The organism is Rhizobium sp. KDH_Rht_773_N (genome assembly GCF_052946295.1).
The window spans coordinates 476,395-497,892 of record NZ_CM129525.1; the positions used below are offsets into that span (position 1 = coordinate 476,395).

Sequence of the window (21,498 nt, forward strand, 5' to 3'; positions counted from 1 at the left end):
CACGCAGGCCCGGCTTTTTCCTGCCCGGAACAGCCCCTGTTCTGGACGCGGCGAAGTGCCGCGTCATGGCCGGGATCCGGCCGGTCTCAACCGATCGTTAACCATAATCAGAAAGGTTGTCTCAACTTTTTCACTGATTTGTTGAGCCCTTTCATGCATCGTTTCCTCGCCTTGTCCAGCATCGCGCTGACCCTTGCCCTTTGCGGTTGCGCCACGACCAAGCAGCCAGAACCGGACAAGACGATCAAGACGTCCTCCGTCATCGCGCCCGAGGGCAAGAGCCCGGCCGGGAAGGACGAGGAGGATGCAGACGTCCCCGACCATGGCGGCTGGCATCATCTGGCGGGACGGACGCTGGAGGTCTCCTCCCTCTCCGAACTGAAGCTGCACGACAAGGAAGTGATCCTCAGTTTCGATGACGGCCCGATCCCCGGACGCACGGACAAGGTTCTGGCGGTGCTCGACAGGTTCGGCGTGAAGGGCGCCTTCATGATGGTCGGCGAAATGGCGGAACTGCATCCGCAGCTTGCCCGCAGGATCGCGCAGGACGGCAATGCGATCGGCAGCCATACCTACAGGCATGCCGATCTCGGGACGATGAGCTTCGATGCGGCGATGAAGGAAGTCGCCAAGGGCCAGCTGGCCGTGACCAAGGCGACGGGCGAGGACGTGAACTTCTTCCGCTTCCCCTATCTCGCCGAGAGCCGGAAGCTGCGCGCCGCCATTGCCATGCGCGACATGGTCGTCATGGATGTCGATATCGACAGCAAGGACTATTTCAATACGACGCCGGTCGCCGTTCACCAGACGCACGATGGACGAGCTGCGCAAGCGCGGCCGCGGCATCATCCTGATGCACGACATTCACAAGCGCACCGCAATGATGTTGCCGGCGCTGCTTTCGAAACTCGAAGCGGAAGGCTACAAGGTAGTGACGCTGAAATTCAAAAAGAGCTCCGCGCCGGTGGAAATGGCTTCGCTCTGATCGCGATGACTTGCCCGCGGACCGCTTTCTGATAAAACGGCGCGCAATAAGTCATACTTTTAGCGAAACACCGAACGCGAGCTTCACCATGTCAGCCATCAACCTCGCCATCGTCGGCGTCGGCAAGATCGTCCGCGACCAGCACCTTCCCTCCATCGCCGCCAATGCCGATTTCAAGCTGGTGGCGACGGCGAGCCGCCACGGCACGGTCGACGGCGTGACCGCCTATACCTCGATCGACGACATGCTGGCGGCCGAGCCGTCGATCGACGCCGTTTCGCTCTGCATGCCGCCGCAATACCGCTACGAAGCGGCCTACAAGGCGCTCGTCGCCGGCAAGCACGTTTTCCTGGAAAAGCCGCCGGGCGCGACGCTGAGCGAAGTGGCCGATCTGGAAGACCTCGCCAACCGGCAGGGCGCGACCCTGTTTGCAAGCTGGCATTCGCGCTATGCCGCCGCCGTCGAAGCCGCGAAATCCTTCCTTGCCTCGACCGAGATCAAGAGCATGCATGTGATCTGGAAGGAAGACGTGCGCCATTGGCACCCGAACCAGGAATGGATCTGGCAGGCGGGCGGCCTCGGCGTTTTCGATCCCGGCATCAACGCGCTGTCGATCGTCACGCATATCCTGCCCAAGGCGATCTTCCTCAGCGGCGGCACGCTGGAATTCCCCGAGAACCGCGACTCGCCGATCGCCGCCGACCTGCATTTCCGCAATGTCGACTATGTTCCGGTTCATGCCGAATTCGACTGGCGCCAGACGGGCAAGCAGAGCTGGGACATTATCGCGGAAACGGCCGCCGGCCAGATGGTCCTGTCCGAAGGCGGCTCGAAGCTTTCGGTCGACGGAGAACTGAAATTCTCCGCGCCGGAAGCCGAATATCCCTCGCTCTACCGCCGCTTTGCCGAACTCATCAAGGCCGGCAAGTCGGATGTGGATCTGGCGCCGCTGCGCCATGTCGCCGATGCCTTCATGCTCGGCAAGCGCAAATTCGTCGAAGCGTTTTACGATTGATCGGCCATCGCCGGCAGATGCCATTGCGCCTGCGGAATGCTAGAATGGCGGCACCGACACTTGAGGGGCCGCTTCCATGCAGCAGGAGCAGGATGAAACGTTTGGGTTGGGCGTTCGGCATCTGACGGTCAGGCTGTCTGACCCCAATGAGAAATGGCACGAGGCCTATCTGCACGAAGAGGCCAGGATCCGCGAGGCGCTTGGCCCTCTGGCGCTCGATATCCAGCATTTCGGCAGCACCGCCATTCCCGGCATCAAGGCCAAGCCGATCATCGATATCCTGATCGGCGTGCGCCGCCTCGACGACGGACTTGCCTGCATCCGGCCGATGGAAACGATCGGCTACGACTATGCCGGCGCGGACGTCGTGCCCGACGACCATCTCTTCGGCCGCGGCATTGCGGGCGAGACGCGCACGCATCTCGCCCATGTCGTCGAATATCAGGGCTTCAACTGGCGGCGCGACATCTTCTTCCGCGACAGGCTGCGCAACGATCCCGCGCTCGCGCTCGCCTATGAGGAACTGAAGATCGGGCTGGCGCAGAAATTTGCCGAAAGCCGCGCCGCCTATACCCAGGCGAAGAAGGATTTCATCGACAAGGTTCTGGCCAAAGCGGGCCTCGCCTGACGACCTGAAGGGTGTCGCGGCCGCAAGACCGGCGCGCGGTCTTGCGCGACGCGCGCCGCTCAGGCCTTCTTTTCCCACCGCCCTTCCGGCGTCTGCTGCCAATAGGTGAGGGTATGCCCCTCGCCTTTCAGCTTTTTCCATTGGGCGCGTGCGCCTTCGAGCTGCTCCTGGTCATAGCCGTCGAACATGAAGACGATGCGCTCGTAATCGGCCGCCGGCGGCGGCTCGGCGCCGTCGACGATGAAACGGACGGTGGCCGCATTCGCATTGCCGGGAGAAACCGTCAGGAGAACCGGCTGGTCGCCGGCGAAATCGGCCTCATCCGTGCCATGCGGCAGGAAACTGTCGTCCCGGTAGGTCCACAGATGCTGATCGAGCTTGTCGCGCCGGTCGGCCTCCTTCGTCTGGACGGCGACGCGCCAGCCGCGCTCGACGCTTTTGTCGAGCAGCGGCGGAAGCGCGTCTTCCAGCTTCGATTCCGTCAGGTGGTAGAAGAGGATTTCCGTCATCGTGTTTCGTAGTTCGAGCGCACCAGCTCATCGAGCAGCCGCACGCCGAAGCCGGAGCCCCAGGACTGGTTGATCTCGTCCTGCACCGAGCCCATGGCCGTGCCGGCGATATCGAGATGCGCCCAGGGCGTTTCCTGCACGAATCGCTTGAGGAAATGCGCCGCAGTGATGGAGCCGGCAAGACGGCCGCCGGTATTCTTCATGTCGGCGAACTTGCTGTCGATCATCTTGTCATATTCCTTGCCGAGCGGCATGCGCCACAGCTTCTCGTTGGTGACGAGGCCGGCCGCCGTCAGCTGCGCCGACAGGGGATCGTCATTCGAGAAGAGGCCGGCATGGCTGTTGCCGAGCGCAACCATGATGGCGCCGGTCAGTGTTGCGAGATTGACCATGAACTGCGGCTTGAAGCGGTCGTTGCAATACCAGAGCGCATCGCAGAGCACGAGGCGGCCTTCCGCATCGGTGTTGATGATCTCGATCGTCTGTCCGGACATGGAGGTGACGATGTCGCCCGGGCGCTGGGCGTTGCCGTCGGGCATGTTTTCCACAAGGCCGATAATGCCGACGGCATTGACCGCCGCCTTGCGGGCGGCGAGCGTGTGCATGAGCCCGGTGACGGCTGCCGCGCCGCCCATGTCGCCCTTCATGTCTTCCATGTTGGCGGCCGGCTTGATCGAGATGCCGCCGGTATCGAAGACGACGCCCTTGCCGATGAAGGCGATCGGCCGATCCTTGCCCTTGCCGCCCTTCCACTGCATGACCGCAAGGCGCGGCGGACGGACGGAGCCCTGGGCAACGCCGAGCAGCGCGCCCATGCCGAGACGGCGCATTTCGCGCTCGGTGAGGATTTCCACCTCGACGCCCAGCTTTTCCAGCTCCTTGACCCTGGCGGCAAATTCCACCGGGCCGAGCGCATTCGGCGGCTCGTTGACCAGATCGCGGGCGAGATTGACGCCGTCGGCAACCGCTTCGGCATCGGCGAAGGCCTTCTTGGCGGCGGCGGCCTCGGCCGTGACGATCGTCACCTTGACCGACTTCGCCTGCTTTTCCTCCTCGTCGTTCTTCTTCGTCTTGTAGGTATCGAAACTGTAGGCGCGCAGCAGGATGCCGAGGGCGAAATCGGCCGCGGCCTTGGCGCCGACTTCCGCACCCGGCGCATCGATGAAGATCGTCGCCTTGTCGGTGTTCTTGATTTTCGCGGCGGCACTGCCGCCAGCCTTCAGCCAGTCGTGGGCGGCAAGCTCTGCCGGCTTGCCGAGGCCAAGCACGACGAGGCGCTCAACTGGCGCGCCTTCCGGCGCCACCAGGTCGAGGGCAGTCAGCGATTTTGCCGAGAAGCGCGCAATTTTCGACGCCTTGGCGATCACTCCCGCCGGATCGGCAATATCGGCCCCGGCGGCGACGTCGGCCTCCGACGTTTTCAGAAGGATCGCGAGGCCGCCGCTGAGCTTTGCCGATTTTGAGAATGAAATTTCGAATTTTGCAGACATGTCTTCTCCGATGGGATTCATGAAATCCGTTCGGGGGGATAATTTCGCGTTTGACGGGTCTGTCAATGGCCGGCGACAGTTGTTATGTTCCGCGCGGCCGCCCGGCCAAAAGGTTTTCGTCAGTTTCGTAGATGTTTGCGTTGACAGTTTTTTCGAAAAATCGATGGCGGGGTCCGGCAATTCGCCTGCCGAAAACGGCGTTCGGCGTCTTTATCCTGCTTTTCTGGGTGTGGTGGCTGCTCCTGGCCCTGTTCCGCGCCTTCCCCGGGATAGACATTTATTTTTCCCAGCTTTTTTTCGTGCAGGCGGCCTGCGGCGGGTCGGCTCCGGCCACACAGATCTGCGGCTCCTTCCCCTATCGCAGCGAGGCGATCCTCGGCCTCCTACGCACGCTGTTCTTTTACGTTCCCTATGTCGTGACCGCGGTCATGCTGTGGAAGCTCGCGGAATGTTATCAACAGCATGGGGCGACGTTCAACGCGCCGCGCGCCCGCGACCTGAAAGTGGCGCTCGGCACGCTGCTGATCGGACCCGTTCTTCTCGTCAACGTGATCCTGAAGGAACATTGGGGCCGGCCGCGGCCGGTCCAGACCGATTTCTTCGGCGGCACGCTGCACTTTGCCGAAGCCGGCTCGCTGGCCGGCAAATGCCTGTCGAACTGCTCGTTCATTTCCGGAGAGGCGGCGAGTGCCGGATGGCTGTTCTGCCTTCTGATCTTCGTGCCGAAGTCGCTCCGTTATGCGCTTGTCGCCCCCGTTGCCGCCGTATCCATCCTGACGCCGGCGATGCGGCTCTCCTTCGGCGCGCATTACCTGTCCGACGTCGCGCTGGGGTGGCTGTCTTCGGTCGTCATATTCGCGGCGCTGATGGCACTTGCCGAGTCGCCACGGCAACAAAAAAATTCTGAAATTTGAATGAATTTTTGACACTGACTTGTCGCAAAACCGAGACAAACAGCGTAGAGGGAATCTCCTGCTGATCATACCGACCCGCAGGCGCGTTCAAGGGCGAGCATGAAACTACTCGAAACATACATATTGCGGCGTGTCGGCCAGATGTTTCTCGTGGCCCTGCTCCCGGTGCTCGCCATCATCTGGACCACCCAGGTCCTGCAGCGCATCAACCTCGTCACCGACAGCGGCCAGTCGATCGGCTCGTTCGCCACGCTTGCGACGCTGATCCTGCCGTCGATCATTCCCGTCGTGCTGCCCTTCGCGCTCGTCATCGGCATTACCCAGACGCTGACGACGATGAACAACGATTCCGAACTGACCGTGATCGATGCCGCGGGCGCGCGCCGCAGCATCCTGGCGCGGCCGATCCTGCTGCTTGCCGTTCTCATCAGCGTCTTCTCGTTCTTCGTCGACAATGTCGTCGAGCCGCGGGCAAAGACGGTCGTGCGGCAGATGATCGCCGCCACCTATGCCGACCTTCTGTCGTCGGTGATCGAGGAAAAGACCTTCCGCAAGATCGACGAAGGCCTTTATGTGCAGATCTCGCAGCGGCTTGCCGGCCGCACGCTCAAGGGCCTGTTCGTCGCCGACGAGCGCGATCCGAACTACGAGCTCATCTATTATGCGCGTGAAGGCGCCGTGGACGATGTCGGCACGTCGCTGATCATGCATGACGGCGAAGTCCATCGTAAAACGGCCGATGGCAACGTCTCTGTCATCAAGTTCGATTCCTATTCCTTCGACCTTTCGGACATGACGGAAAACAACGGGCAGGCGACGCTTCGCGCGAGCGACCGCGATCTCGGCTTCCTGCTCGATCCCGATCCGAAGGACCCCGATTATATCGCCAAGCCCGGCAGCTATACGGCCGAGCTGCATCGCCGGCTGACCGACTGGATGCTTCCCTTCGTCTTCGCGCTTTTCTCGCTTGCCATCGCCGGGGATGCGCGCTCGCATCGCGAGGCGCGCATGCATCCGATGATCGGCGCGCTCGGCCTCGCATTCGCCTTGCGCTGGGCGGCGTTCTACGTTGCCAACCAGATCGACAAGAGCGCGACCTATATCCCGATCCTCTACGCGATCCCGATCGTGACCAGCCTGGTTTCGATCGTTTTCCTGAACATGCACAAGCGACTTTCCATGCCGCTGGCCGTCAGGAACCGCACCTCGACGATCTGGAAGCGCGCGCAGAAGCGGGTCCTGGCCGCGACGGGCCGGACCGGCGGAGGCGCTGCGCGATGATTTTCGGAACATTGTCCCGGTATTTCTTCCGCCGCTATGTCGTGACCACGATGTGGTTCCTGATCGGCATGAGCGCCATCACCTTCCTGCTCGATTTCAGCGAGACGGCAAGCCGCATCTCCAACTTCCCCGGCTATACGCTGGGCGGCGCCGTGCTTCTGACCGCCGTGCGCCTGCCGCTGATCCTGCAGCAGACCATCCCCTTCGTGGCGCTTTTCGTCGGCATCACCGTGCTGATCGGCCTCAACCGGAAATACGAACTCGTCGTCACCCGCGCAGCCGGCATCTCGGTCTGGCAATTCATGCTGCCCTTCATCGCCGGTTCGCTCATTCTCGGCGTGCTGACGGTGGTGGCGCTCAACCCGCTCGCCGCCTGGGGCCAGCGGCAGGCCACGCAGTTCGAAACCGCCTGGCGCGGCCAGGACAATGCCATGATCAAGGCGCTGCAGGTTCCGTGGCTGCGCCAGATCAGCGGCCGGGACGATGTCATCATCGGCGCCAAGACGGTGCTGGAGAACGGCACCCTGCTTGTGGACGCCGTACTTATCCACTTCGATTCCACAGGCGAGGTCATTCTGAGACAGGATGCCTCATCGGCCAAATTGGAAGATGGTTACTGGCAGCTTAACAACGTCATCGAACGCAAGCCTGGGGAAATCCCCGTGCGCAAGGCTTCGGAACAGCTTCGTACCAATCTGAAGCAGGACTTCATCAAGGAGCGGCTGACAGCGCCGGAAACAATTGGTTTTTTTGACCTTTCCAACCGTATTGCGGCTGCCAAATCCTTCGGAATCTCCACGAAGGCGCTCGAGACTCAATTCAACTCACTGCTGTCGCAGCCGCTGCTCCTGGTGGCCATGACTCTCATTGCTGCAACAGTGTCTCTGAAATTTAGCCGGTTCAACCAATCACGCTCTGTGATTCTGGGTGGAATCATTTCAGGCTTCATGCTTTATGTCGTCACCGTGCTTGTAAAAGCATTCGGAAGCAGCGGTGTCGTGCCGCCGTTTGTGGCGACTTGGATACCAGTGGTCGTGGCGCTCGCTTTAGGCGCAACGATCCTGCTTCATCAGGAGGATGGCTAGTGGCGGTAGGCGACCGCAAGAATTTTAGTAAACAGTTGGTTGCCCTGCTCCTAGGTGCGGCTCTGTGTTCCTATTTCGAAAATGCTCCGCTGGCCTACGGCCAGGAGAACAATACCGGCATGCCCGCCATCGGCCAGAACGTCTCGCCGGATGCAAAACTGATGCTGTCCGCAAACGAGCTCGTCTATAACAAGGACCAGGAACTCGTTTCCGTGATCGGCGGCGTGCAGATCAATTACGGCGGCTACAAGCTGGTCGCCCAGAAAGTCGACTATAACCAGAAGACCGGCCGCATGATGGCGACCGGCAACATCGAGATGGTGACGCCCGACGGCAACCGGATCTATGCCGACAGCCTGGATGTGACCGACAATTTCGCAGACGGCTTCATGAACGCGCTGCGAATCGAAACGAGCGACAATACCCGCCTCGTGGCCGAAACCGGCCAGCGCGTCGGCGGCACGCAGATGATTCTGAACAAGGGCGTCTACACGGCCTGCCTGCCCTGCGCGGAAAAGCCCGAGAAGGCACCTTTCTGGCAGGTCAAGGCGCAGCGCGTCATTCAGGACGGCGAGAAGCACACGATCCGGCTGGAACATGCCCGTTTCGAACTGCTTGGCCAGCCGATCGCCTACGTTCCGTGGATCACGGTTCCCGACAATACGGTGAAGCGCAAGTCGGGCTTCCTGTTCCCGACGATGAGCGTTTCGCAGAATCTCGGCTACGGCCTGTCCGTTCCCTACTATTACGTCATCTCGCCGAGCTCGGATTTCACCGTCACGGGCACCGGCTACACGTCCCAGGGCTTCATGCTCGAAGGCGAATATCGCCGCCGCTTCGAAAACGGCACGCTGACCATGCACATTGCCGGCATCGACCAGATGAGCCCCGGCAACTTCAGCACCGGCACGAGCGATGCCGAGGCCAAGCAGCGCGGCATGGTCGCTTCGAGAGCGAATTTCAGGATCAATCCCCGCTGGACGTTCGGCTGGGACGTGATGGTGCAGAGCGACAACAACTTCTCGCGCACCTACAAGATCCAGGGCTATTCCGGCACGCCTTACGCCAATACCGTCTACCTGACGGGTCTCGGCAAGCGGAACTACTTCGACCTGCGCTCCTTCTATTTCGACGTCCAGGACGCCGATAACAACAGCACGTCGGAGAAGCAGCAGGCGATCGTCTACCCGACGCTCGACTACCACTATGTCGCGCCGAAACCGGTCGCGGGCGGCGAGCTTTCGGCCGACGTCAACCTCACCAACATTTCGCGCACCCATGACGACTTCTACAACGTCGCCGGGTTCGACCGTTTCCGCGGCCTCGAAGGTCAGACGACCCGCCTGACCACCGAGCTCCAGTGGAAGCGCACCTTCGTGACGCCGACCGGCCTCGTGATCACGCCGCTGCTTGCCGCGCGCGGCGATGCTTTCGCGCTCAACATGGACAGCCCCGTCGACGCCAACGGCGTTCCCTATGCCGGCAACTATCTCGACGACAGCGCGGCAACGCGCGGAATGGTCACGGCCGGGCTGGAACTGCGCTACCCGATCCTGTTCACGACCAGCAACAGCACGCATGTCCTGGAACCGATCGCCCAGGTCTATGCGCGTCCCGACGAGCCGCTGGCCGGCCGGCTGCCGAACGAAGACGCGCAGAGTTTCGTCTTCGATGCGACCAACCTTTTCGACCGCGACCGGTTCTCCGGCTACGACCGTATCGAAGGCGGCACGCGCGCGAACGTCGGCTTCCAGTACACCGGAACCTTCGACAGCGGCTACAAGCTGCACGGCATCTTCGGCCAGTCCTACCAGCTTGCGGGCCAGAACTCGTTTGCGACAGACGACCTCGTGAATGTCGGCGCCGAATCGGGTCTTGAGACCGACCGTTCCGACTATGTCGGCCTCGGCGGCATCGAAATGCCCTTCGGCCTCTCGGTTGCGGCATCCTACCGGCTGGACGAGAAGGATTTCTCCTTCAATCGCGGCGACCTGACGACGGCCTATCAAAACGACAGGTTCTCGGGCCAGGTGACCTATACGCATCTGACCGCGCAGCCGGAATACGGCTTTGCCGAAGACAATGACGAGATCCAGACAAACGCCAGGGTCAAGTTCCAGGATTACTGGTCGATCTTCGGCGGCATCGCCTGGGATCTGAACAACGATGTCGTCACCCGGCGCACGCTCGGCATTTCCTACGAAGACGAGTGCACGATCTTCACGATCGCCTATACGGATACGCGCGATACGACGGACGAAACGGCAAGCGACTGGACGATCGCCGCTCGCCTGACCTTCCGCACGCTCGGCGATATCCGGCTGGGTACGGGTGACGCTGCAAGCAACCTCTGATGACGGATGGACGGCCGGAAATCTCCGGCCGGGCCATTCTTTCGCCGTAAGCCTGTGCAGGACATTGCGACCAGTCGTTATGTGAGGCATAGGGTATCGCGGAGCAAGAGATGCGATTTCCGCTCGTCTCAGTATATGGTAAGAGCGCCGCGCGCTGGATCGTGCGGCGAATCGGGAGGTCAACGGATGATTGACGCGAAGAAGACCGTAACCACGCTTATCGCAGGCGCAGCCTTCATGCTTGCCGCCTTCAGCACCCCTGTCCTTGCCGCCAGCGAGGTCAAGGCGGTGGTCAACGGCACCGCCATTACCAGCGGCGACGTTGCCAAGCGACAGGCCTTCCTGCGGCTGCAGCGTCAGAAGGCCGATGCCAAGGCTGCCGAAGAGCAGCTGATCGACGAGACGCTGAAACGGCAGGAAGTGGCGCGCGTGCGCATGTCGGTTTCGCAGGACGACGTCAACGCCTCCTTCGCCCGTTTTGCCTCCTCCAACAAGCTTTCCGTCGAGCAGATGGGGCAGATCCTCGACCGCGCCGGCGTCGGTGTCGATCACTTCAAGAACTTCATTGCCGTGCAGATGAGCTGGCCGCGGGTCGTCAACGCGCGTTACGGCTCCAGCGCACGCATTTCGAATTACGATCTCGTCAACCGCATGATGCAGAACAACAAGCAGAAGCCGGTGACGACCGAATACATGCTGCAGCAGGTCATCTTCGTCATCCCCGCATCCAAGCGCAACGCGATCACGGCCAAGCGCAAGAGCGAAGCCGAAGCGTCCCGCTCCAAATATCCGGGCTGCGATCAGGCAAAGACGTTCGCCGCCACGATGCGCGACGTCTCGATCCGCGACCTCGGCCGCATGCTGGCCCCGGAAATTCCGGCGGACTGGAAGGATCTGGTGGCAGCGGCCAAGGGCAATACGACGGCAACGCGCGTGACCGACAAGGGCGTGGAATATCTGGCGATCTGCAGCCAGCGCCAGGTCTCGGACGACCAGGCGGCCGAGATGGTGTTCCGTCAGGAAGACCTCGACAAGGCCAAGGCCGACAAGTCGGCAGCGCCGGAAAACGAAAACAGCACCAAATATCTCGAAGAGCTGCGCAAGCGCGCGCAGATCGTCTATCGCTGATTTCTCCATGGCGACACCCTTTTCGCGACCGCTTGCACTGACCCAGGGCGACCCGGCGGGCGTCGGGCCTGACATTACCCTCATGGCCTGGCTGCGCAGGCGCGAGCTTGGGCTGCCGCCGTTTTTCCTGATCGGCGATCCCGATGTGCTTGCCGTGCGGGCGCGCAAGCTCGGCCTCGACATTTCCCTGCGCAGCGTCGGCCATGCGGCCGAAAGCCTCGGCGTCTTCGCGGACGCGCTGCCGGTCCTGCCGGTAGCGGCGGGCATCGACGTTGCGGCCGGCGAGCCGCATGTCGCGACGGCAAAGGGTACGATCGCCTCGATCGAGACGGCGGTCGGGCTCGTCATGCAGGGCGAAGCGCTCGCGGTCGTCACCAATCCGATCGCCAAGTCGGTGCTCTACGAGGCCGGTTTCAAGTTTCCGGGCCATACGGAATTCCTTGCCGATCTGGCGATGCGCGCGACCGGCCAGCCGGCCATGCCCGTCATGATGCTTGCGGGGCCGAAACTGCGCGCCATTCCCGTCACCATCCATATTCCGCTCAAGGATGTGGCTGAGGCGCTGACCCTCGAACTGATCGTCGAGACCTGCCGGATCGCCGACAGGGACCTGAAGCAGCGGTTCGGCATTACCGCGCCGCGCCTGGCGATCGCCGGGCTCAATCCGCATGCCGGCGAAGGCGGGGCGATCGGCAAGGAGGATGAAAGCGTCATCCATCCCGCAGTCCAGCTGCTGCGCGACGAGGGCATCGACGCGATCGGCCCCCTCCCCGCCGATACGATGTTCCACGACGAAGCGCGCGCGCGCTACGACGTTGCCGTCTGCATGTATCACGATCAGGCGCTGATCCCGGCCAAGGCGCTCGGCTTCGACGATTCCGTCAACGTGACGCTCGGCCTTCCTTTCGTGCGCACCTCTCCCGACCACGGCACCGCCTTCGGCATTGCCGGCCGGGGTCTGGCGCGCGAGGCAAGCCTCGTTGCCGCGCTCAAGCTCGGCGCACAGCTTGGCCGTACCGCGGAAAGCCGTCGTTGATGGCTGCACTCGACGGCCTGCCGCCGCTTCGCGAGACGATCCAGCGTCATGGGCTCGACGCGCGCAAGGCGCTCGGGCAGAACTTCCTGCTCGATCTCAACCTGACACAGAAGGTCGCCCGCACGGCGGGGGCGCTGGAGGACGTAACGGTCTTCGAGGTCGGCCCCGGCCCCGGCGGCCTGACGCGGGCGATCCTGGCGCTCGGGGCGAAGAAGGTCGTTGCCGTCGAGCGCGACGCACGCTGCCTGCCGGCTCTGGCCGAGATCGCCGACCACTATCCGGGCCGGCTGGAGGTCATCGAAGGCGATGCGCTGAAGATCGACTTCGAGGCGCTGGCGACGGACGGCCCCCTCAAGATCATCGCCAACCTGCCCTATAATGTCGGCACCCAGCTTCTGGTGAACTGGCTGCTGCCGAAGGCATGGCCGCCCTTCTGGCAATCCCTGACGCTGATGTTCCAGAAGGAAGTCGGCGAACGGATCGTCGCCTCGCAGGACGACGATCATTACGGCCGCCTCGGCGTGCTCGCCGGATGGCGCACCAATGCCCGCATGGCATTCGATATTCCGCCGCAGGCCTTCACGCCGCCGCCGAAAGTCACGTCGACGGTCGTCCACCTGACGCCGAACGAGAACCCGATCCCCTGCTCCGTCGCCAATCTGGAGAAGGTGACGCAGGCCGCCTTCGGCCAGCGCCGCAAGATGCTGCGCCAGAGCCTGAAGCCGCTTGGCGGCGAAAGCCTGCTCGTCAAGGCCGGCATCGATCCGGCCAGGCGCGCGGAAACATTGTCGGTGGAAGAATTCTGCCGGCTGGCCAACAGCCTCTAACGCATTTCCGGGCGCAAAACCGCTGTACACTTTTGCTGGAATTGCTGCAGGCCTTCCCCGCAATTCCGGGCGCAAAACCGCTGCGCACTTTTGCTGGAATTGCTGCACGCCTTCCCCGCAATTCCGGACGCAAAACCGCTGCACACTTTTGCTGGAATTGCTTTAAAGAACCGGCGTCTCTTCCAGCAGTTCGCGGACGAAATCGAACATGCCGTGGCGGCGGTCGCGGCGCAGGCGTTCGGCCTTGACGATCGACTGCACGGCGTCGAAAGCGGCGTTCAGGTCGTCATTGACGATGACATAGTCATATTCGCGCCAGTGGGCGATCTCGGCGCGGGAATTGGCGAGGCGCGTCTGGATGACGTCCTCGGAATCCTCCGCACGACGATGCAGCCGGGACTGCAGCTCGGTCATGGTCGGCGGCAGCACGAAGATCGAAACGACGTCGGCCTGCATCTTCTGCTGCAATTGCTGGGCGCCCTGCCAGTCGATGTCGAAGAGCATGTCGCGGCCTTCGGCCATGGCCTGCTCGACCGGCTCGCGGGGCGTGCCATAGAAATTGCCGTGAACCTCGGCCCATTCCAGGAGGGAATCGGAATCGCGCAGGCGCTCGAATTCCCGCACCGACTTGAAGTGATAGTGAACGCCTTCCACCTCGCTCGGCCGGCGCTGGCGGGTCGTGACGCTGACGGAAAGGCCGATCTGCTTGTCGGTTTCCAAAAGCGTGCGCGCGATGGTGGATTTACCGGCGCCCGAGGGCGACGAGATGACCAGCATCAGACCGCGGCGGGCGATCCGGATGGGCGATGTTTTCGCCGGGCTCATGTCCTACTCCAAATTCTGGACCTGCTCGCGGAACTGATCGATCACCACCTTCAGCTCGATGCCGGCTGCGGTGACGGCCGATGCGTTCGATTTCGAGCAGATCGTATTCGATTCCCGGTTAAATTCCTGTGCAAGGAAATCGAGCTTTCGGCCGACCGGGCCACCTTTCGCCACGAGATCGCGGGCGGCGGCGACATGGGCCTTCAGCCGGTCGATCTCTTCGCGCAGATCCGCCTTGGTGGCAAGCAGGGCCGCTTCGGCATGCAGCCGGTCGCGGTCGAGCGCGCCGGCGCCTTCCATGAGCAGCGCGACCTGGGCCGAAAGCCTTGCCGCGATCTCCTGGGGCGAGCGCGAAGGATCGGCCTCGATCGTGCCTGTCAGGGCCTCGATCGTCGCGACATGGCCGAGAAGCACACGCGCGAGTGCGGCCCCCTCCTGCTCGCGCATGGCGCGGAGATCGGAAAGCGCGGCCGCCAGTCCTGAGAGGATATCGGCATCGCGGGCGGCAACCGTCTCCTCGCTGTCCTGCGGCTCGCGGAAATCGACGAGGCCGCGGATGGAAAGCAGCGTATCGAGCCTCAGCGGCGCCGGGTCGATCAGGCCCTCCAGCCGGTCGCGCATGGCAAGAACGGCGGCGAAGGCATCCTGGTTGAGAACGGCCTCCATCTGGCTCTCGCCCGTCGTCAGCGCCAGCGTCGCCTGCAGATTGCCGCGGCTGAAATTCTCGCCGGCAATGCGGCGGACGTCCGTTTCCAGCCGCTCCAGGCCGGGCGGCAGGCGGAGGCGCAGATCGAGACCCTTGCCGTTGACCGAACGCAGTTCCCATGTCCAGCGCCAGCGGCCGCTCGTTCCCTCGCGCCGCGCAAAACCGGTCATGGACTGCAATGCCATCAAAGGCCTCCCGATATCAGTTGATCTTCTTTTTCTTCGGCGGAACGGCGGATGTATTGTCCGCGGGCTGATCCTCCGGCTGTCCGTCGACGGCAATTTCGGGATCGGCGCCCTTGTCGGCTTCCAGCTTGCGCCAGCGCTTGACGTTGGCATTGTGATCTTCAAGTGTCGCGGCAAAGACGTGGCCGCCCGTGCCGTCGGCGACGAAATAGAGATCCTGCGTCTTCCAGGGGTTGGCAACCGCCTCCAGCGCGTCCTTGCCGGGATTGGCGATCGGCGTCGGCGGCAGGCCCTTGATGACATAGGTATTGTACGGCGTCTCCTTCTTCAGGTCCGACTGGTAGATCGGCCGGTCGGAGGGTTTGCCCTCGCCGCCGAAGAGGCCGTAGATAATGGTCGGATCGGATTGCAGGCGCATGCCCTTGCCGAGACGGTTCAGGAAGACGGAGGCGACATGGGCGCGCTCGTCCGCCACGCCGGTCTCCTTCTCGACGATCGAGGCAAGCGTTACGAACTCCTCCTTGCTCTTCAGGAGCAGGGAGGGGTCGCGCCGTTCCCAGATCTGGTCGACGAGCTTCTGCTGGGCAGCCGCCATCTGGTCGATGATTTCAGACCGCTTGGTGCCGCGCGAGAACTTGTAGGTATCGGGCCGCAGACTGCCCTCCGCCGGGAGCGCTGCCGGCAGGTCGCCTTCGAGAACCGGATCGTCCAGCATCCGGTCGAACATCTGCCGCACCGTCAGCCCTTCCGGGAAGGAGACGGAATAGAGGATCGACTTGCCCGATTTCAGGAGTTCCATGATCTCGTTCATGGACGCATGCGCCTTGATCTCGTATTCGCCCGCCTTGAGGCTTTCGCCGGCGTTGAGATGCGTCGCGGTCAGATAGCGGAAGACGCGGGCATCCGAGATGATGAGGTTGCGCTCGAGATTGGCGGAGATTTCGGCCAGGCCCGCGCCGCTGCGAACGATGAAATTGGTGTTCGTCTGCAGCGGGCCGGGGCTCTGATAGGCGGTGATGGCGTAATAGAAGCCGATGAGACCGGCGATGCAGACGACCACCGCCATGGTCATGACGAAATTCAGGAAGAGGACGACCTGGCTGCGCGCATTCCGGGAGCGCTTCGGCGGCTCGGGAACGCGTTCCGGGCGCAGGGCTTCGTTCGGCGATTTCGGGATGATCGGTCCCTTCTGCGCCGGCTGGCCGTTGTCGCTGCTCTGGTTGGTCGTATCGCTCACCGGCAATCCTCTAAAACTTGGCCCCCGCTTCGCTATTTCGCGAAGTAATGCGGCAAAAACAGGTTCTGCCGCTCTTCATGACGCCGTTTGACGTTCGCCCGTGCTCGTAAACCGCCTGTTACGCGACGTAGCGGCGCAGCACGAGCGATGCATTCGTGCCGCCGAATCCGAACGAGTTGGACAGCGCCACGTTGATTTCTCGCTCACGAGCCTTGTGCGGAACAAGATCGATTGCCGTTTCCCGTTCCGGGTTGTCGAGATTGAGCGTCGGGGGGGCGACGTTATCCCTGATTGCGAGGGTTGTGAAGATCGCCTCGATGGCGCCGGCGGCACCGAGAAGATGGCCGGTCGCGGATTTGGTCGACGACATCGATATTTTCGAGGCCGCATTGCCGACGAGCCGCTCGACGGCGCCGAGCTCGATCGTATCGGCCATGGTCGAGGTGCCGTGGGCGTTGATGTAATCGACATCGGCCGGCGTCAGACCGGCGCGCTTCAGCGCCATGGTCATGCAGCGGAACGCGCCTTCGCCGTCTTCCGACGGGGCGGTGATGTGGAAGGCATCGCCGGAAAGGCCGTAGCCGACCACTTCGGCATAAATCTTGGCGCCGCGCGCCAGCGCGTGGTCCAGCTCTTCGAGAACCACGATGCCGGCGCCCTCGCCCATGACGAAACCGTCACGGTCCTTGTCGTAGGGGCGCGAGGCCTTCTGCGGGTCGTCGTTATGCTGCGTCGACAGCGCCTTGCAGGCGGCGAAGCCGGCAAGCGAAATGCGGCTGACCGGGGATTCCGTGCCGCCGGCGACCATGACATCGGCATCGCCGAGCGCGATCAGGCGGGCAGCGTCGCCAATGGCGTGCGCGCCGGTGGAGCAGGCGGTGACGACCGAATGGTTGGGGCCGCGCAGCTTGTGGCGGATGGAGACCTGGCCGGAGACGAGGTTGATCAGGCGGCCGGGAATGAAGAAGGGAGAGATGCGGCGCGGGCCTTTGTCGCGCAGCGTATAGCCGGCTTCGACAATACCCTCGATGCCGCCGATGCCGGAGCCGATCAGCACGCCGGTGGCGATCTGGTCCTCGTCGGTTTCGGGATGCCAGTTGGCGTCGTTCAGCGCCATGTCGGCAGCGGCCATGCCGTAGATGATGAAGGGATCGACCTTGCGCTGTTCCTTCGGCTCCATCCAGTCGTCCGGATTGAAGGTGCCGTCGGAACCGTCGCCGACGGGAATGCGGCAGGCGATCTTGGCGGGGAGATCCTCGACCTCGAATTCGGTCACGAGGCGGGCGCCGTTGGCTCCCGCAAGCAGGCGGGACCAGGTCACTTCCGTTCCGCATCCCAAGGGCGATACCATGCCGGTACCTGTAATGACGACCCTTCTCATCGACTGCTTTCCCCCGTCTGTTATGTTTTATGGAGAAACATGCTCAAAAGAAAAGGGCGGACTCTTGGCCCGCCCTTTCTCGAATGCGCAGAATCAGGCCTGAGCCTTTTCAATAAACTTCACGGCGTCGCCAACCGTCAGGATCGAGTCAGCAGCGTCGTCGGGAATTTCAACGCCGAATTCTTCTTCGAAAGCCATGACCAGTTCGACCGTGTCGAGCGAGTCAGCGCCCAGATCGTCGATAAAGCTGGCGCTCTCGACAACCTTGTCGGCATCGACGCCAAGATGATCAATAACAATTTTCTTTACGCGTTCTGCGATATCGCTCATGTCGGTTTCCTCGACCTTATGTCCTGATCGGAATGTCTTTCTGACACCCCTACCCTGTTTCAGCCTGCGATGCTTTCAGACATCCTCGGCAAACTCGTTTACCCGGCTTTAGAGAAGTCCCAGGCTTGCGAAAAGCCCGCCGGTCCGTCTGCTTTTTCGGGACGACTGTACACAGTCATGGCCCGCTTAACATGCTTTAAGTCTGCCGCAAAGCCAGAAAATCAACCGTTCGTGATTGCTCAACACGCTATTGGCTGAAATCGGCGACCGCGGCAGCTAATCGTTTCAGATCATGGCCATGCCGCCGTTCACGTGCAGCGTCTGACCCGTCATATAGCCGGCCTCGGCGGAGGCGAGATAGGCAACGGCGGAGGCCACTTCGGCGCCGGTACCCATGCGCTTCATGGGAATGGCGCCCATGATCGCTTCCTTCTGCTTGTCGTTCAGCTTGCCGGTCATGGCGCTTTCGATAAAGCCCGGGGCAACGCAGTTGACGGTCACGTTGCGGGTGGCGATTTCCTGGGCCAGCGACTTGGTGAAGCCGATCATGCCGGCCTTGGAGGCGCAATAGTTCGCCTGGCCGGGATTGCCGGTGACGCCGACAACGGAGGTGATGTTGATGATGCGGCCGTAACGGCGGCGCATCATCGGATGGGTGAGCTCGCGCGTCAGGCGGAAGGTCGCCGTCAGGTTCACTTCCAGAACGGCATCCCAGTCCTCGTCGCTCATGCGCACGAAGAGACCGTCCCTGGTGATGCCGGCATTGTTGACCAGGATATCGACGCCTTCGAGATCGGCTTCCGCCTTCTGGCCGAGCGCCTTGACCTCGTCGCGATCCGACAGGTTCGCCGGGAAGATCTTGACGCGCTCGCCAAGCTCGCCCGCCAGAGCTTCGAGCTTTTCGACGCGGGTGCCGTGCAGGCCGACGATGGCGCCCTGCTTGTGGAGAAGGCGGGCGATTTCCTCGCCGATACCGCCCGATGCGCCGGTGACGAGAGCCTTGCGGCCGGAAAGATCGAACATGGGAACGTTCCTTGTTTGAGTGGGCAATCAGGCCGTGAGAGCGGCAATGGCGGCGTCGATATCGGCCGGGCCGTTGACCGGGACGCCATTGACAGTCTTGTCGATGCGGCGCGCAAGGCCGGTGAGCACCTTGCCGGCGCCGAGTTCGTAAAGCGTGGTCACGCCGTTTGCGGCAAACCATTCCACCGTCTCGCGCCAGCGGACCTGGCCCGTGACCTGCTCGACGAGAAGGCTTGCGATTTCTCCGGCATCCGTGACGGGGGCCGCACGGACGTTGGCGATGAGCGGCACGCGCGGATCGGCCTTCTTCACGCCGGCCAGCGCCTCGCGCATGGCGTCGGCGGCGGGCGCCATCAGCTTCGAATGGAAGGGCGCGGAGACCGGCAGCAGGATGGCACGCTTGGCGCCCTTTTCGGTCGCAAGGTCGGCCGCCTTTTCGACAGCCGACTTCTCACCGGATATGACGAGCTGGCCGCCGCCATTGTCATTGGCGATCTGACAGGAGCCGATGGCCGCGGCCTCTTCGCAGACGGCCTGCACGTCGGCATGTTCGAGGCCGATGATGGCAGCCATGGCGCCGACGCCGACCGGCACGGCGGCCTGCATGGCATTGCCGCGAATGCGCAGAAGGCGGGCCGTATCGGCGATAGAGAAGGTGCCGGCGGCACAGAGGGCGGAATATTCGCCGAGCGAATGGCCGGCGACATAGGCGACCCTGGCCTTCAGATCGAGACCGCTGGCCTCCAGAACGCGGATGACGGCCATGGAGACGGCCATCAGCGCCGGCTGGGCATTGGCCGTCAGCGTCAGCTTGTCTTCGGGACCGTTGAACATGGTGTCGGAAAGCTTTTCACCGAGCGCTTCGTCGACCTCTTCGAAAACGGCGCGGGCTTCCGCGAAGCTCTCGGCGAGATCCTTGCCCATGCCGACGGCCTGGCTGCCCTGGCCGGGAAAAGTGAAAGCAACGGTCATTTTTCAGTCCCTCGATAGTGCCCATCGGGCCATTTCGCCTCCAATTGACATTCTTTCCTTGAGAGTCAAGTGGCGGCCGATTCTCTCCAAAGCCTTTCGCGCCAGCGGGAAAGTCCGGTTTTTTCTCTTGCGCTTCAGCAAATCCAGCCTAGATTTGCGCGGTTCTTCGCAAGCCCTTCCCTTTCTCAGACGACGTTCAAGGTTCCCGATGAAATACAATAAATTAGGCCGCACAGATATTTCCGTTTCCGAAATTTGCCTGGGAACGATGACCTGGGGCACGCAGAACAGCGAGGCGGAAGCCCACGAGCAGATGGACTACGCCGTCCAGGAAGGCATCAATTTCTTCGACACGGCCGAACTCTACCCGACGACGCCGGTTTCGGCCGAAACGCAGGGCCGCACGGAAGAATATATCGGCAGCTGGTTTGAAAAGACCGGCAAGCGCGCAGATATCGTGCTTGCCACCAAGGTCGCCGGCACGGGCCGCTCCTATCTGCGCGACGGCGAAGGCGCCGATGCCAAAAACATCAGGCTTGCGATCGACGCCAGCCTGAAACGGCTCAAGACCGATTACATCGATCTCTACCAGGTCCACTGGCCGAACCGCGGCCATTTCCATTTCCGCCAGAGCTGGCACTACGACCCGTTCAAGCAGGACAGCGCAAAAGCCGTCGCCAACATGACCGAGATCGTCGAGACCATGGGCGAACTGGTGAAGGCGGGCAAGATCCGCGCCTTCGGCCTGTCCAACGAAACCACCTGGGGCATCCAGAAATACGTGACGCTGTCCGAGCAGCTGAACCTGCCGCGCGTGGCCAGCGTGCAGAACGAGTACAATCTTCTCTATCGCCATTTCGATCTCGACCTGGCCGAACTTTCCCATCACGAAAATGTCGGCCTGCTGGCCTATTCGCCGCTTGCCGCGGGAATCCTGACCGGCAAATACATCAACGGCGAAAAGCCGGCGGGCACGCGCGCCGCGATCAACGGCGATCTCGGCGGCCGCCTGCAGCCGCTGCAGGAAGCGCCGACGCGGGCCTATCTCGACATTGCCGCCCGCCACGGCCTCGACCCTTCGCAGATGGCGCTCGCCTTCTGCCTGACCCGCCGCTTCATGACCTCCGTCATCATCGGCGCGACCTCGATGGCGCAGCTGAAGACGGATATCGGATCGGCCGGCGTCAAACTCGGCAGCGACGTGCTTGCCGAAATCGAGAAGGTTCACCGGCAGTATCCGATGCCGCTCTGACGGCCTGCGGGCCTGCGAATTTGCGAAGGGCGCGGGAGATCGCGCCCTTTTTCATGTCCGACGGGCGACGCCCCCCCTGTTTGTGTTCGCATTTCGCCGGTAAGTGGCAGCCAACCGGTCACGGGCGCCATACTTTCAGTTTCAGCACGTGATTTTTCCGAACGCAGCCGCTGCCCTTCGCCGACGACCGGTTCTCTATCGACATTCCGCCGGGACAGACCGTCTTCTTTCGGCCGGAAGCGACGAAATAAGGTTTCTTGCCGCCTTCCCTTGCCTTTCGCGCAAAAATCCGTATAAGCGCGCCTGTTCGTTAACCCGGTCTTCTGGCTGGTGGC

General features: G+C 62.4%; 19 protein-coding genes and 1 pseudogene. 11 read left to right on the top strand and 9 right to left on the bottom strand.

Annotation, left to right across the window (positions count from 1 at the left end):
• The first annotated feature begins 153 nt into the window (after window positions 1-153).
• From ACU8HS_RS02475 to ACU8HS_RS02485, 3 genes and pseudogenes are all read left to right on the top strand, one after another.
• Window positions 154-985 (top strand): annotated as a pseudogene (locus ACU8HS_RS02475) (polysaccharide deacetylase family protein).
• Between the two features lie 88 nt (window positions 986-1,073).
• Entirely contained in the window at window positions 1,074-2,000 is a 927-nt protein-coding gene (locus ACU8HS_RS02480; RefSeq protein WP_112706124.1) for a Gfo/Idh/MocA family protein, read from the top strand.
• Window positions 2,001-2,076: 76 nt separating this feature from the next.
• Window positions 2,077-2,628, top strand: coding sequence for a GrpB family protein (locus ACU8HS_RS02485; protein ID WP_447015346.1), 552 nt, complete (start codon window positions 2,077-2,079; stop codon window positions 2,626-2,628).
• Window positions 2,629-2,687: 59 nt separating this feature from the next.
• Here the strand turns inward: ACU8HS_RS02485 and ACU8HS_RS02490 are convergent, their stop codons facing one another.
• Window positions 2,688-3,137 carry a DNA polymerase III subunit chi gene (locus tag ACU8HS_RS02490; RefSeq protein ID WP_112706126.1) on the bottom strand — a complete coding sequence of 150 codons (450 nt, stop codon included), beginning with the start codon at window positions 3,135-3,137 and terminating at the stop codon, window positions 2,688-2,690.
• Window positions 3,134-4,627, bottom strand: coding sequence for a leucyl aminopeptidase (locus ACU8HS_RS02495; RefSeq protein ID WP_113497729.1), 1,494 nt, complete (start codon window positions 4,625-4,627; stop codon window positions 3,134-3,136). The genes ACU8HS_RS02490 and ACU8HS_RS02495 overlap by 4 nt, the downstream gene beginning before the upstream one ends.
• A gap of 140 nt (window positions 4,628-4,767) precedes the next feature.
• Here ACU8HS_RS02495 and ACU8HS_RS02500 point away from each other — a divergent pair, with 140 nt between their 5' ends.
• The 7 genes from ACU8HS_RS02500 to rsmA all read left to right on the top strand — a co-directional run bounded on the left by ACU8HS_RS02500 (window position 4,768) and on the right by rsmA (window position 13,252).
• Window positions 4,768-5,541, top strand: a complete 774-nt coding sequence (locus tag ACU8HS_RS02500; RefSeq protein ID WP_377314476.1) for a phosphatase PAP2 family protein — start codon at window positions 4,768-4,770, stop codon at window positions 5,539-5,541.
• A gap of 99 nt (window positions 5,542-5,640) precedes the next feature.
• Entirely contained in the window at window positions 5,641-6,822 is a 1,182-nt protein-coding gene (locus tag ACU8HS_RS02505) for an LptF/LptG family permease (protein ID WP_112706127.1), read from the top strand.
• On the top strand, window positions 6,819-7,907 hold the full coding sequence (gene lptG, locus ACU8HS_RS02510) for an LPS export ABC transporter permease LptG (RefSeq protein ID WP_112754405.1): 1,089 nt from the start codon (window positions 6,819-6,821) through the stop codon (window positions 7,905-7,907). Before ACU8HS_RS02505 ends, lptG begins: the two co-directional genes overlap by 4 nt.
• A complete protein-coding gene (locus ACU8HS_RS02515) occupies window positions 7,907-10,261 on the top strand; it encodes an LPS-assembly protein LptD (RefSeq protein ID WP_112754403.1) in 2,355 nt (784 codons plus the stop codon). Before lptG ends, ACU8HS_RS02515 begins: the two co-directional genes overlap by 1 nt.
• Window positions 10,262-10,447: 186 nt before the next feature.
• The gene (locus ACU8HS_RS02520; protein WP_112565918.1) at window positions 10,448-11,389 is read left to right on the top strand and encodes a peptidylprolyl isomerase; all 942 of its coding nucleotides are present in this window, start codon (window positions 10,448-10,450) and stop codon (window positions 11,387-11,389) included.
• A gap of 7 nt (window positions 11,390-11,396) precedes the next feature.
• Window positions 11,397-12,425: a 4-hydroxythreonine-4-phosphate dehydrogenase PdxA gene (pdxA, locus tag ACU8HS_RS02525; RefSeq protein ID WP_447015347.1), complete on the top strand. Its 1,029-nt coding sequence runs from the start codon at window positions 11,397-11,399 to the stop codon at window positions 12,423-12,425.
• Window positions 12,425-13,252: a 16S rRNA (adenine(1518)-N(6)/adenine(1519)-N(6))-dimethyltransferase RsmA gene (rsmA, locus tag ACU8HS_RS02530; protein ID WP_447015348.1), complete on the top strand. Its 828-nt coding sequence runs from the start codon at window positions 12,425-12,427 to the stop codon at window positions 13,250-13,252. The genes pdxA and rsmA overlap by 1 nt, the downstream gene beginning before the upstream one ends.
• A gap of 162 nt (window positions 13,253-13,414) precedes the next feature.
• Here the strand turns inward: rsmA and gmk are convergent, their stop codons facing one another.
• The 7 genes from gmk to fabD all read right to left on the bottom strand — a co-directional run bounded on the left by gmk (window position 13,415) and on the right by fabD (window position 19,911).
• Window positions 13,415-14,077 (bottom strand): guanylate kinase, encoded by a 663-nt coding sequence (gene gmk, locus ACU8HS_RS02535; RefSeq protein ID WP_112565909.1) that lies wholly within the window; start codon window positions 14,075-14,077, stop codon window positions 13,415-13,417.
• Window positions 14,078-14,080: 3 nt separating this feature from the next.
• The gene (locus ACU8HS_RS02540; RefSeq protein ID WP_112754399.1) at window positions 14,081-14,968 is read right to left on the bottom strand and encodes a YicC/YloC family endoribonuclease; all 888 of its coding nucleotides are present in this window, start codon (window positions 14,966-14,968) and stop codon (window positions 14,081-14,083) included.
• A 16-nt stretch (window positions 14,969-14,984) separates the two neighbouring features.
• Window positions 14,985-16,205: an endolytic transglycosylase MltG gene (gene mltG, locus ACU8HS_RS02545; protein WP_113497809.1), complete on the bottom strand. Its 1,221-nt coding sequence runs from the start codon at window positions 16,203-16,205 to the stop codon at window positions 14,985-14,987.
• A 118-nt stretch (window positions 16,206-16,323) separates the two neighbouring features.
• Complete coding sequence (gene fabF, locus ACU8HS_RS02550; protein ID WP_112565900.1) at window positions 16,324-17,586, bottom strand: beta-ketoacyl-ACP synthase II; 1,263 nt, start codon at window positions 17,584-17,586, stop codon at window positions 16,324-16,326.
• A gap of 93 nt (window positions 17,587-17,679) precedes the next feature.
• The gene (locus tag ACU8HS_RS02555) at window positions 17,680-17,916 is read right to left on the bottom strand and encodes an acyl carrier protein (protein ID WP_003547058.1); all 237 of its coding nucleotides are present in this window, start codon (window positions 17,914-17,916) and stop codon (window positions 17,680-17,682) included.
• 285 nt (window positions 17,917-18,201) lie between these two features.
• Window positions 18,202-18,939 carry a 3-oxoacyl-[acyl-carrier-protein] reductase gene (fabG, locus tag ACU8HS_RS02560; protein WP_112565897.1) on the bottom strand — a complete coding sequence of 246 codons (738 nt, stop codon included), beginning with the start codon at window positions 18,937-18,939 and terminating at the stop codon, window positions 18,202-18,204.
• 27 nt (window positions 18,940-18,966) lie between these two features.
• The gene (gene fabD / locus ACU8HS_RS02565; protein WP_447015349.1) at window positions 18,967-19,911 is read right to left on the bottom strand and encodes an ACP S-malonyltransferase; all 945 of its coding nucleotides are present in this window, start codon (window positions 19,909-19,911) and stop codon (window positions 18,967-18,969) included.
• A gap of 208 nt (window positions 19,912-20,119) precedes the next feature.
• On the opposite strand from fabD, the gene ACU8HS_RS02570 reads away from it, so the two are divergent.
• A complete protein-coding gene (locus ACU8HS_RS02570; RefSeq protein WP_112706136.1) occupies window positions 20,120-21,163 on the top strand; it encodes an aldo/keto reductase in 1,044 nt (347 codons plus the stop codon).
• Window positions 21,164-21,498 lie beyond the last annotated feature (335 nt).